The following is an 11,945-nucleotide window of genomic DNA, read 5'->3' as shown; positions in this document are numbered from 1 at the left end:
CGCGTCTCATATATGACGTACGAAGTACGACGCGTTGAAAGTAGGGGCGCGCCTTTGTTTCGTCAACGCTTCTCACAAAAGAAGGCGGTGTGACGGGCCAATCGGCCTGTCACACCGCCTTCTTGGGTGTCGGAGCGCTACGGCTTCCAGCCGGGATCACGCCCGCTGAGCCCGATCGTCCGGTCGAGCAGCGGCGCGTCGTCGGGAACCGGCACCACGGGCCCGAAGATGCCTCCGCCCCGGCCCGGATCCGCGGCCGCGGCGAGCAGGAACTCGTGCGCCATCCGCAGGGCGGCGGGGTCGGGTTCGTACAGCTGGCCGGTGGCACGGGCCAGGTCCCAGCCGTGTACGACCAGTTCGTCGACGGCGACGGCGCCCGCGACCGCGCCGGGCAGCGACACCCCGCCCGCCCGGGTGTCACCGGTCCAGGCGGCCGGGTCGCGCCAGGCTTCCGCCAGCTCGTCCATCACCTTGGGCAGCGCCTCGCGCCAGCCGGGCTCGATGTCCGGCACGGCGGCCTCCGGGCTGGTGTCCGTGGTGGGCCCGAGATCCTTGCGCGCGGCGTCCCGGAAGGCGGTGGCGAGCCCGATCAGGTGGCCCAGCATGTTGTGCACGGCCAGGTCCGGACAGGGGGTCGCGGCCGTCAGCTGCCCGTCGGTCACTCCCGCCCCCAACCGCGCGAGGATCCGGGTCTGGGGCCCGAGGTCGAGCATCCCGTCGGTCATCCGCTTCTCCTCAGAGTTCGTACGTGTCTCCACTGCTGGGTAGACCGGCGAACGTACGAAAACTCATCGCCCGCGCCCTGAGGACGGCCCTCCGGAGGCTGGTCAGGCGTTCGAGCCGCCGGGATGCTCGATGCCACAGCCCGCGAGAAGGGGAACCCCCGTGAAAGCCATCGTCCAGGATGCCTACGGCAGCGCCGACCTGCTGGAACTGCGTGACATCGACCGGCCCGCGCCCCGGGACGACGAGGTGCTGGTCGAGGTGCGCGCCGCGGGGGTCGACCCGAGCGTCTGGCACCTCATGACGGGCAGGCCGCTGGTCGCCCGCGCCGCCTTCGGGGTGCGCAGGCCCAGGAATCCCGTCCGGGGCTGGGACGGCGCGGGCCGGGTCGAGACGGTCGGCGCGAAGGTGACCGCGTTCAAGCCGGGCGACGAGGTGTTCGGCAACTGCGACGGCTCGTTCGCCGAGTTCGCGCGTGCCAAGGCCAAGCGGCTCGTCCTCAAGCCTCCCGGCCTCACCTTCGAACAGGCCGCCGCCCTCCCCGTCTCCGGCATGACCGCCCTCCAGGCCCTGAGCGGCAGGTCCCGCCCGGCGCCGGGCGACCAGGTGCTCGTCATCGGCGCCTCCGGCGGCGTCGGGTCCTTCGCCGTCCAACTTGCCGCGATGTACGGCGCCGTGGTGACCGGCGTCTGCGGTCCAACCGGCACGGATTTCGTACGGTCCCTGGGCGCCACCCACGTCCTCGACCACACCCATGAGGACATCACCGCAGGCCCGCACCGGTACGACGTCATCGTGGACTGCGCGGGGCAGCGACCGTTGCCCCTGCTGCGCCGGGTCCTGGCACCGCGCGGCACCCTGGTCATGGTCGGCGGAGAGGGCGGGAGCGCCTTCTTCGGCGGGATGAGCCGCGAACTCCGGGCGTCCCTGCTCTCGCCCTTCGTCGGCCAGAACCTCCGCAACCTCGTCTCCCTCCCCCGCCACGAGGACCTCCTGACCCTCAAGAACCTTGCCGAGGAGGGGAAGATCACCCCGGCCATCGACCGCACCTACCCGCTCGCCGAGGCAGCCGACGCGGTCCGGCACCTGGAGAAGGGCCACCCGCGGGGGAAGCTCGTCCTCACCGTCTGACGAGGATGTACAGGGCATCTGCCCGATCCCCGGACCAGGTCCTTAGCCGCACGATGACGGCATGGCGACATGGGTGGTCACACGCGTCCTACGGGACCGGAACGCGGGTCTGTGTCTGAGTGCGGTCGTGGTCTCCGGCTTCGGCTCGTCGGCGCTGTGGCTGGTGTCCGGCGTCTGGGTCAAGGACCTGACCGGCTCGGACGGCCTGGCCGCGCTCTGCGTCTTCGCGCTCTGGGCGCCGACCCTCGTCGGCCCCGCCCTGGGCACCCTCGCGGACCGCACCCGCCGGCGGCCGCTCCTCATCGGCACGAACCTGCTGCTCGCCGCGCTGCTGCCGGTCCTGTTCGCCGTGGACGCGCCGGACCGCCTGTGGATCCTCTTCACGGTGCTCCTGGTGTACGGCGCCGCGGGCGTCGTCCATGACGCGGCGGAGTCGGCGCTGATCGTCTCGGCCGTCGACAGGTCGCTCCTCGGCGACTTCAACGGCCTGCGCATGACGGCCAACGAGGGGATGAAATTGCTGGCTCCGCTCGCCGGCGCGGGCCTGTACGCCGTGTACGGCGGGGCGCGGGTGGCGCTCCTGGACGCCGTGACGTTCGCGCTGGCCGCGGGTGTGTACGCGCTGCTGCGGACGCATGAGGCACCGCCGCCCAAGGCCGCCTCGGACTGGCGCGCGCGGACCGCCGAGGGCACCCGCCGCCTCTGGGCGCACCCCCGGCTGCGCCCGCTCGTGCTGGCCGGCGGCACGACCATGCTCTTCGCGGGCGTCAACGGCGCGACGGTCTACGCGGTCGCCGAGGGCCTCGGCCACTCACCCGCGTACGTCGGTCTCCTGTACGCCGTGCAGGGCACCGGCTCGGTGGTGACCGGGGTGGCCGCGGGCCCTCTCCTGCGCCGTCTGGGCGAGCGCCGTTTCGCGGGATACGGCATCGCCCTCACCGCCCTGGCCGTCACGGCGCGCGCCCTCCCGTACGACGCGGTGGCCCTCGCCTCGGCCGCGGTGATCGGTGCCGGCCTCCCCTGTGTGCTGATCGCCGCGCTCACCGCCGTCCAGCGCGAGACCCCGGGCGCACTGCTGGGCACGGCGACAGCCACCGCCAACACCCTGATGTTCGCCCCGAACGCGGCCGGCCTCGCGGTGGGCGCGGGCCTGGTCGAACTCATCGACCACCAGGTGCTGTTGGCGGTACTCGGCCTTGTGCGACTGGTGACGGTCGTGCCCCTGCTGCGGTCTCAGCCGAGCCGCGCGAGCGCCTGAGTCACCAGCGACAGGTCCTCGTCGGACGCCAGCCCCGCGTGATACAGCCGTACCTCGGTGGCTCCCCGCCCGACGGCCCCCGCCACGTCCTCGCCGAGCTCCGCCGGACGGCCCCCCATACCGCTCACCACGGTGAAGTTCGCCGCGAGCACGCTTCCCTCAACACCCCTCTCGGCAAAGGGAGTCAGCAGTCCGGGCCCGCCCGCGCACGGGACGACGACACCGTCGGCGACGGACAGGATGTGCCCGGGGTCCACGCCGGCGTTCGCGCCGCAGTGGTAGGAGACCGGGTCCGCGTGCAGCAGGATCCGGAACCCCTCGGGGGCGGCCGAGCCCACCGCGGCGACGGTCTCCGCCTGGAGGGAACGGGCGACGGAGTCCCGCCAGGCGCGCGTGGCCGCCGCGGGCTCGCCGCCGAGCAGTTTCTCCACGGCCTCCCAGCCCCCGCCGGGAGTCTCGCCCCGCCACACGGGCTCCAGGGCCCGCCGGACCGAGGCCGCCAACTCGTCCGGATCCAGACCCTGTTGCCCGAAGCCGGTCCGGCACGAGGGGCAGAAGCACAACGACATCAGGTACTGCCCAGCCTCCCCGAGCCCCACCCCCGCCGTCTTGTCGTGGCCGTGCAGGTGTGCGAGCCCGTACCAGCCGAGTGACTCCAGTTCGGTACCGCCGGCCCCGGGCCGCACCGCCGCCTCGACGGCCAGGTCGACCAGGTAGGCGCGCGTGCCGGGCTGGGCGATACAGGGGGCCCACGGATAGCGGTCCCCGTAGGCGTTGACCACGGAGGTCTCCGGAAACTCCTCCCCCATACGGGAGTTGTGCGCGAGCACCACCCAGGTGTGCACGTCGAGTCCGGCCCCGGCGAGCGCGTCGGCGGCCTCCCCGTACGCGTCACCCGGCGCCCAGTCCCCCGCCGCGTACGGCCGCGGCGTCCGCCCCTCCCACCGCTCGCCCACGGGGTAGAGCACCGCGGCGTGCGAGGCGGTGACGATCCGGTGCCGGGGGTGGCGTGGCGTCAGCGCGCGGGTGGAGTGGTACGCGGAGGCGAGTGTCGCCTGCCGTACGCCGAGATGGGCGATCCGGCCGGCGGCCTCCGGGTCTCCGACGACGTCCCAGGGATAGACGAACGCGGACGATCTCACTTGCCCTCCCGGGGGATCCGCTGCGGCACGGTCACGCGCCCTCCTCGATCAGCGCGTAGCCGCGCTCGATCAGCTCCGCGAGCCGCTTCACATGGTCCGCGGCAGGCTCGTGCAACGGCGGCCGCACCTCGCCCACGTCCAGCCCGCGCAGCCGTACTCCCGCCTTGACCAGCGAGACGGCGTACCCGCGCCCCTGCGCCCGCAGGTCGACGAACGGCCGGTAGAAACCGTCGAGCAGCCGGTTCACGACCTCGTCGTCCCCGGTGTTGAGCGCCTTGTGGAAGGCCAGGGCGACCTCGGGAGCGAAGCAGAACACGGCGGAGGAGTACAACGTGATGCCCACCCCGCGGTACGCGAGCCCGGTCAGCTCGGCCGTCGGCAGCCCGTTGAAGTAGAGGAACTCACCCGGGACCTCACTGCGCACCGCGCTCACGATCCGCTGCACCAGGTCCAGGTCCCCGAGCCCGTCCTTGAACCCGATGATCCCCTCGCTGCGGGCCAGTTCGACCACGGTCTCCGGTGTGAACACGGCGTTGTCGCGCTGATAGACGATCACCGGCAGCGAGGTCGACGTCGCGAGCTCGCGGTAGTGCCGCAGCAACCCCTCCTGCCCGGCCACGACGAGATACGGCGGCATGGCGAGCAGTCCGTCGGCCCCGGCCGTCTCGGCGAGCCGGGCGAACCGCACGGCGAGCGCGGTGCCGTACCCGGCGCCCGCGACGACCGGCACGCGCCCGTCCGCCGCCTCGACCGCCGCGCCGACGCACGCCTCGAACTCCTCGGGGGTGAGCGCGTGGAACTCCCCGGTGCCGCAGCAGGCGAAGACGGCGGCGGCCCCGGCCTCGACGCCGCGCCGCACATGCTCCCGGTAGACGTCGAGATCGACGGCGCCGTCAGGGCCGTACGCGGTGACGGGGAAGAACAGCGGCCCGCTGGGGATGCTGAGCCGAGCGGCAAGGGGGGCTGACGTCACGGACTCTCCCTATGCGGTGCACTCTTCATCAGCGCACGTATCTCAGTGACCGTCTTTCGGTGCACGTTTCTGATCCATGTCCATATTTCTGAACGGATCCACGCTAAGCCGCGACCTTGGGGCCGGTCAAGCGCGCACACTCGCTTCACGGAGGCGGATTTCCCCCCTCCGCGCGAGACTTGACGTGAACCGTCGACAATCCCTAGCGTGTCCATGGATGTGAATCTCGTACATACATGCGCATGACCTACGGTGCCGATTCAAGGAGACCCGAGGATGCCCGCTCCCCGAACCGTTCTGCTCACCGGCGCCGCCGGCGGCCTCGGCACCCTGATGCGGGGCCTGCTCCCGAAGTACGGCTACGAGCTGCGCCTCCTCGACCTGCTCCCCGTCGAGGGCGAGCCGGACGCGATCACCGCGGACCTCGCCGACCGGGCGGCACTGCGCGAGGCGGTACGGGGCGTCGACGCGATCATCCACCTCGCGGGCATCTCCCTGGAAGCCTCCTTCGACAAGATCCTCAAGGCCAATATCGAGGGAACGTACAACCTGTACGAGGCGGCCCGCGAGGAGGGCGTACGGCGCATCGTCTTCGCCTCCTCCAACCACGCGGTGGGGTACACCCCGCGCCCGCGGGGCGACGACCCCCTCATCCCCATCGACACCCCGCGCCGCCCGGACACCTTCTACGGCCTGTCGAAGTCCTTCGGCGAGGACCTGGCCCAGTTCTACTGGGACAAGCACGGCCAGGAGACGGTCTCGGTCCGCATCGGCTCGTGCTTCGCGGAGCCGTCGAGTGTGCGCATGCTCTCCGTCTGGATGAGCCCCGAGGACGGCGCCCGCCTCTTCCACGCGGCCCTGACCGCCGAGGACGTACGGCACACGGTCGTCTACGGCTCCTCCGCCAACACCCGCCTGTGGTGGGACCTCTCGACCGCCCGGGCGCTCGGCTACGAACCGCGGGACGACTCCGAGCCGTACGCGGAGAAGATCATCGCCGAACAGGGCGAGCTCGACCCGGACAACCCGGACCACGCCCACCTCGGCGGCCACTTCACCACGCACCCGCCGATCTGGCCGTACTGAGGCCACGGCGGCACCAAGGCGAAACGTCCGAGGGCGGGCGGGCACCGAACGGGCCCGCCCGCTCCCGTGTTCGGGCACAGCCCCTGCCCGATCCCACCTCCCCAGCCGCTCCGCCCCTGGTCCGCCGCGGGCACCCGTGACGTGAAACGGGCCCAGCCGGGCACCATCGGGCATGCAACAAGCCTGGTCAGTGGCCGATACCCGCTGTAGAACTTCCCTACAAGAACCCACCGGGCCCGAACGGGCAGTGCGCGGCGTCGCGTTCACCCGGAGCGGTCTCGCACACCGGGCAAGGGAGCGGGTGACGGCCATGGCAGCCATGACGGCGGAGGAGCGTCAGCGCGAGATCGTCCGGGCCGCCCGCCGTACGGGCTCGGTCGACGTGACCGCGCTCGCCGCCGAACTGGGCGTCGCGAAGGAGACCGTACGGCGCGATCTGCGCACCCTGGAGGACCACGGCCTGGTACGCCGCACCCACGGCGGCGCCTATCCCGTGGAGAGCGCCGGGTTCGAGACCACGCTCGCCTTCCGCACCACGAGCCAGGTGCCCGAGAAGCGCCGGATCGCGGCCGCGGCGGCCGAGCTGCTCGGAGACGCCGAGACGGTCTTCGTCGACGAGGGCTTCACTCCGCAGCTCATCGCGGAGGCGCTGCCCAGGGACCGCCAGCTCACCGTGGTCACCGCCTCCCTGGCCACCGCGGGCGCGCTCGCCGAGGCCGACAACACGAGCGTCCTGCTGCTCGGCGGCCGGGTCCGCCCCGGCACGCTGGCGACCGTGGACCACTGGACGACGAAGATGCTCGCCGGCTTCGTCATCGACCTGGCGTTCATCGGCGCCAACGGCATCTCCCGCGAACACGGCCTCACCACCCCCGACCCGGCGGTCAGCGAGGTCAAGGCCCAGGCGATCCGGGCCTCCCGGCGCACGGTCTTCGCGGGCGTGCACACCAAGTTCGGCGCGGTCAGTTTCTGCCGGTTCGCCGACATCAGCTCCCTGGAGGCGATCGTCACCAGCACGCTGCTGCCGGCCTCCGAGGCACACCGGTACTCACTGCAGGGCCCGCAGGTCATCCGCGTCTGAAAACCCGACTCACCCGACTCACTCGAGTCCGAGAACCCAACCCACCCGAGTCCGAGAACCCAACTCACCCACCCAGGGCACACGCACACCGCTCCACATCCCTTATCTCCCCTTATGTCTATGTCCAGGAGTGATCCATGCGAACCCCGAGCCGACGGAGGCCGCGCGCACTGCTCGCCGCGGCCGCCGCAGGGACGCTGCTCACCCCGCTGCTCTCCGGCTGCTGGACCGGAGCGGGCGGGGCGGGCTCCGGCGGGAACTCCATCAACGTACTGATGGTCAACAACCCGCAGATGGTCGAGTTGCAGAAGCTCACCGCCGCCCACTTCACCAAGGAGACCGGCATCAAGGTGAACTTCACCGTGCTGCCGGAGAACGACGTCCGCGACAAGATCAGCCAGGACTTCGCCAACCAGGCGGGCCAGTACGACGTCGCCACCCTCAGCAACTACGAGATACCGATCTACGCCAAGAACGGCTGGCTGCACGAGATGGACTCCTACGTGCGCGGCGACTCCGCGTACGACGAGGAGGACATCCTCAAGCCGATGCGGCAGTCCCTCACGGCAGAGGACGGCAAGCTCTACGGGCAGCCGTTCTACGGCGAGTCGTCCTTCCTGATGTACCGCAAGGACGTCTTCGCGGAGAAGGGCCTCACGATGCCCGCGCACCCCACCTGGCAGCAGGTGGGCGAGCTGGCCGCCGAGGTCGACGGCGCCGAGTCCGGCATGAAGGGCATCTGCCTGCGCGGCCTGCCCGGCTGGGGCGAGATCATGGCCCCCCTCACCACCGTCGTGAACACCTTCGGCGGCACCTGGTTCGACAAGGACTGGAACGCGCGGCTCGACTCCCCCGAGTGGGAGGCGGCCACGAAGTTCTACGTCGACCTCGTCCGCGAGCACGGCGAGGCCGGCGCCGCCCAGTCCGGCTTCGCCGAGTGCCTCAACAACCTGACCCAGGGCAAGACGGCCATGTGGTACGACGCCACCTCCGCCGCGGGTTCGCTGGAGGCGGCCGACTCTCCGGTCAAGGACAAGATCGGCTACGTACCCGCCCCCGTGGAGAAGACCGACTCCTCAGGCTGGCTCTACACCTGGGCCTGGGGCATCCAGGACGCGTCCCGGAACCCGGACAAGGCCTGGAAGTTCGTCTCCTGGGCGTCCAGCAAGGAGTACGAGGAACTGGTCGGCGACGAGATCGGCTGGTCCAACGTCCCGGCCGGCAAGCGCGCCTCGACCTACACGAACGCCGACTACCTCAAGGAGGCCGGCGCCTTCCAGGAGATGACGAAGGACGCCATCGAGGGCGCCAAGCCCACCGACCCCGGAGTCCAGCCGCGCCCCGCGCCCGGCATCCAGTTCGTCGGCATCCCCGAGTTCACCGACCTCGGCACCAGGGTCTCCCAGGAGATCAGCGCGGCCATCGCCGGACGCCAGTCCGTCGAGTCGGCCCTGAAGAAGTCCCAGAGTCTCGCCGAAGAGATCTCGAAGGAGTACGAGGGACGATGACCGCCACGACGACAGCACCCCCGGCCACCACTTCGGTACCCGACACCCGAAGGCCGCCCTCCGACCGGTTGCGCGCCTGGGCCACCCGCGCCCCTCTCCTGCCGGCCCTGATCTTCATGGTCGTGGTGACCCAGCTGCCCTTCGTGGCCACGCTGGTGATCTCCTTCTTCGACTGGAACGCCCTCTACCCGGACGCCCGCGAGTTCACCGGCTTCGGCAACTACACGGACGTACTGACCGACGCCGACCTGCGCCACTCGGTCTGGACGACGATCCTGCTGACCGTGACCGTGGTCCTGGTCAGCCTGGTCCTCGGCCTGCTGCTCGCCCTGCTCCTGGACCGGAAGTTCCGCGGCCGGGGCATCGTCCGCACCCTCCTCATCGCACCGTTCCTGGTGGTCCCCGTCGCCGCGGCCCTGCTCTGGAAACACGTGCTCTACAACCCGGAGTACGGCCTCTTCAACGGCTTGCTGCACTATGTGGGCGGCCCGGAACCCGACTGGATCTCCAACACACCGCTGCTGGCCGTCGAGGCGTCCCTCGTCTGGCAGTGGACCCCGTTCATGATGCTGATCCTGCTCGCGGGGCTGCAGAGCCGCGACCACCAGCAGATCGAGGCCGCGAAGGTGGACGGCGCGAACGGCTGGCAGGTCTTCCGCTACCTCACACTCCCCCACCTGCGCCGCTACCTCGAACTCGGCGCCCTGCTCGGCTCGATCTACATCGTCCAGAACTTCGACGCGGTCTTCACGATCACCTCGGGCGGCCTGGGCACCGCGAACCTCCCCTACACCGTCTACCAGAGCTTCTACCAGGCCCACGAGAACGGCCTCGCCTCCGCGGCCGGCGTCCTGGTCGTCATCGGCTCGATCATCATCGCGACCTTCGCACTGCGCGTGGTCTCGTCCCTGTTCCGCGAGGAGGGGTCCCGCTGATGGCCACCACAGCGACACCCGCACGTACCGCTCCTGCCGTTCCCGCCCGTCCCACTCGCCGAGGCCGGGGAGCGGGCCTCGGCCTGGCCGCCTGGCTGGCAGGCATCGTCTTCTTCCTCCCCATCGCCTGGATGGCGCTGACGTCCTTCCACTCCGAGACGGACGCGGCGACCAACCCGCCGTCCTTCGGGGCGGCCCTCACCCTCGACGGCTACCGCGAGTTCTTCGGCACCGGCGGCGGCGCGAGCCCCTGGCCCGCGCTCCTCAACTCGACCGTCGCGTCGCTGGTCTCCACCCTCTGCGTCCTGCTCCTGGCCTTCCCCGCGGCGTACGCGCTGTCCATCCGCCCGGTGAAGAAGTGGACGAACGTCCTGTTCTTCTTCCTGTCGACGAAGATGCTCCCGGTGGTGGCGGGCCTCCTGCCGATCTACCTCTTCGCCAAGAACGCCGGAATGCTCGACAACATCTGGCTCCTGGTCATCCTCTACACCTCCATGAACCTGCCGATCGCGGTGTGGATGATGCAGTCCTTCCTCGCCGAGGTCCCGGTGGCGGTGATCGAGGCCGCCCAGATCGACGGCGCGAGGCTGCCGACGATCCTCGGCCGGGTGGTGGGCCCCATCGCGCTGCCCGGCATCGCCGCCACGGCCCTGATCTGCTTCATCTTCAGCTGGAACGAACTCCTCTTCGCCAGGGTCCTCACCGGCGTGGTCGCCGAGACGGCCCCCGTCTTCCTGACCGGCTTCATCACCAGCCAGGGCCTGTTCCTGGCGAAGGTGTGCGCCGCGTCGCTCGTCATCTCCCTGCCGGTACTCGCCGCGGGGTTCGCTGCCCAGGACAAGCTGGTCCAGGGCCTCTCGTTGGGAGCCGTGAAATGAAGGCCGCAGTCATCGAGTCCGTGGGCCGCGCCGTGGTGGCCGAGGTCCCGGACCCGACGCCGGGCCCCCGCGAGGTCGTCGTCGAGGTCGCCGCCTGCGGCCTCTGCGGCACCGACCTGCACATCCTCCAGGGCGAGTTCGCCCCCAAGCTGCCCATCGTGCCGGGGCACGAGTTCGCCGGCGCGGTGGTCGGGGTCGGCACCCAGGTCACCGAACTCTCGGTCGGCGACCGCGTGGCCGTGGACCCCTCCCTCTACTGCTACGAGTGCCGGTACTGCCGTACGGGCCACAACAACCTCTGCGAACGCTGGGCCGCCATCGGCGTCACCACGGCCGGCGGCGCCGCCCAGTTCGCCGTCGCTCCCGTCGCCAACTGCGTGAAGCTCCCCGAGCACGTCCGCACCCAGGACGCGGCCCTCGTCGAACCCCTGTCCTGCGCGGTACGCGGCTACGACGTCCTCAACTCCCGCCTCGGCGCCCACGTCCTCATCTACGGCTCCGGAACGATGGGCCTGATGATGCTCGAACTGGCCAAGCGCACCGGTGCGGCGAGCGTGGACGTCGTCGACCTCAACGAGCGGCGCCTGGTGACGGCCCAGCAGCTGGGCGTCTCCGCCTCGGCCACGAACGCCGACGAACTCGACCGCCCACAGGGCTGGGACCTGGTCATCGACGCGACCGGCAACGCCGCGGCGATCCAGGACGGCCTGGAACGGGTGGCCAAGGCGGGCACCTTCCTCCAGTTCGGAGTGGCGGACTACGCGACCCGGGTCACGATCGACCCGTACCGCATCTACAACCAGGAGATCACCATCACCGGCTCGATGGCCGTCCTGCACAGCTTCGAACGAGCGGCGGAACTCTTCGCGACCGGTGTCCTGGACCCCGACGTCTTCATCAGCGACCGCCTGCCCCTGACGAGCTATCCCCAGGCACTGGAGCAGTTCGCGTCGGGGGTGGGCCGGAAGATCGTGGTGGTGCCGTAACGGGCGGCGGATCCTCAGCCTCCGGAGTGCTTCTCAGCCCTCCGGCGTGCCTTCAGCCCCTCCGGCGTCTGAGGAGCGGGGTCTGGGGCGGAGCCCCAGGAACAAGGGACGGGAAGGGGCGGAGGGGGCGAAAACCCCGGCCCCCCCCCCCCCCCCCCCCCCCCCCCCCCCCCCCCCCCCCCCCCCCCCCCGGGGGGGGGGCCGCCCCCCCGCCCCCCCCCGGGGGCCCCCCAGTGGACCCATG

11 protein-coding genes are annotated in these 11,945 nt (G+C 71.0%); 8 read left to right on the top strand and 3 right to left on the bottom strand.

The window, feature by feature from the left end; genetic code table 11:
- Window positions 1-137: 137 nt before the first annotated feature.
- On the bottom strand, window positions 138-725 hold the full coding sequence (locus ACIBLC_RS34075) for a TIGR03086 family metal-binding protein (protein ID WP_399215240.1): 588 nt from the start codon (window positions 723-725) through the stop codon (window positions 138-140).
- 160 nt (window positions 726-885) lie between these two features.
- Here ACIBLC_RS34075 and ACIBLC_RS34070 point away from each other — a divergent pair, with 160 nt between their 5' ends.
- Together ACIBLC_RS34070 and ACIBLC_RS34065 are read left to right on the top strand one after the other, a co-directional pair.
- On the top strand, window positions 886-1,854 hold the full coding sequence (locus ACIBLC_RS34070) for an NAD(P)-dependent alcohol dehydrogenase (protein WP_399215239.1): 969 nt from the start codon (window positions 886-888) through the stop codon (window positions 1,852-1,854).
- A gap of 61 nt (window positions 1,855-1,915) precedes the next feature.
- Window positions 1,916-3,112 (top strand): MFS transporter, encoded by a 1,197-nt coding sequence (locus ACIBLC_RS34065; protein WP_399215238.1) that lies wholly within the window; start codon window positions 1,916-1,918, stop codon window positions 3,110-3,112.
- Here ACIBLC_RS34065 and ACIBLC_RS34060 read toward each other — a convergent pair.
- The gene (locus ACIBLC_RS34060) at window positions 3,088-4,254 is read right to left on the bottom strand and encodes a hypothetical protein (RefSeq protein WP_399215237.1); all 1,167 of its coding nucleotides are present in this window, start codon (window positions 4,252-4,254) and stop codon (window positions 3,088-3,090) included. The two genes, ACIBLC_RS34065 and ACIBLC_RS34060, sit on opposite strands and share 25 nt — an antisense overlap.
- Before the next feature lie 31 nt (window positions 4,255-4,285).
- Window positions 4,286-5,227, bottom strand: a complete 942-nt coding sequence (locus tag ACIBLC_RS34055) for a 5-dehydro-4-deoxyglucarate dehydratase (protein ID WP_399215236.1) — start codon at window positions 5,225-5,227, stop codon at window positions 4,286-4,288.
- 276 nt (window positions 5,228-5,503) lie between these two features.
- Between ACIBLC_RS34055 and ACIBLC_RS34050 the strand changes: the two genes are divergently transcribed.
- The 6 genes from ACIBLC_RS34050 to ACIBLC_RS34025 all read left to right on the top strand — a co-directional run bounded on the left by ACIBLC_RS34050 (window position 5,504) and on the right by ACIBLC_RS34025 (window position 11,701).
- Complete coding sequence (locus ACIBLC_RS34050) at window positions 5,504-6,313, top strand: NAD-dependent epimerase/dehydratase family protein (protein WP_399215235.1); 810 nt, start codon at window positions 5,504-5,506, stop codon at window positions 6,311-6,313.
- 310 nt (window positions 6,314-6,623) lie between these two features.
- A complete protein-coding gene (locus ACIBLC_RS34045) occupies window positions 6,624-7,394 on the top strand; it encodes a DeoR/GlpR family DNA-binding transcription regulator (protein ID WP_399215233.1) in 771 nt (256 codons plus the stop codon).
- 137 nt (window positions 7,395-7,531) lie between these two features.
- Window positions 7,532-8,902 (top strand): ABC transporter substrate-binding protein, encoded by a 1,371-nt coding sequence (locus ACIBLC_RS34040; RefSeq protein ID WP_399215232.1) that lies wholly within the window; start codon window positions 7,532-7,534, stop codon window positions 8,900-8,902.
- Window positions 8,899-9,837, top strand: a complete 939-nt coding sequence (locus ACIBLC_RS34035) for a carbohydrate ABC transporter permease (RefSeq protein ID WP_399215231.1) — start codon at window positions 8,899-8,901, stop codon at window positions 9,835-9,837. The genes ACIBLC_RS34040 and ACIBLC_RS34035 overlap by 4 nt, the downstream gene beginning before the upstream one ends.
- Window positions 9,837-10,715, top strand: coding sequence for a carbohydrate ABC transporter permease (locus ACIBLC_RS34030; RefSeq protein WP_399215230.1), 879 nt, complete (start codon window positions 9,837-9,839; stop codon window positions 10,713-10,715). The genes ACIBLC_RS34035 and ACIBLC_RS34030 overlap by 1 nt, the downstream gene beginning before the upstream one ends.
- Window positions 10,712-11,701 carry a zinc-dependent alcohol dehydrogenase family protein gene (locus ACIBLC_RS34025; RefSeq protein WP_399215229.1) on the top strand — a complete coding sequence of 330 codons (990 nt, stop codon included), beginning with the start codon at window positions 10,712-10,714 and terminating at the stop codon, window positions 11,699-11,701. The genes ACIBLC_RS34030 and ACIBLC_RS34025 overlap by 4 nt, the downstream gene beginning before the upstream one ends.
- Window positions 11,702-11,945: the final 244 nt, after the last annotated feature.

Source organism: Streptomyces sp. NPDC050535 (assembly GCF_044457665.1).
Classification (GTDB): domain Bacteria; phylum Actinomycetota; class Actinomycetes; order Streptomycetales; family Streptomycetaceae; genus Streptomyces.
Note: the sequence above shows the minus strand (reverse complement) of the source record. Positions and strands in the feature narration are given on the sequence as shown.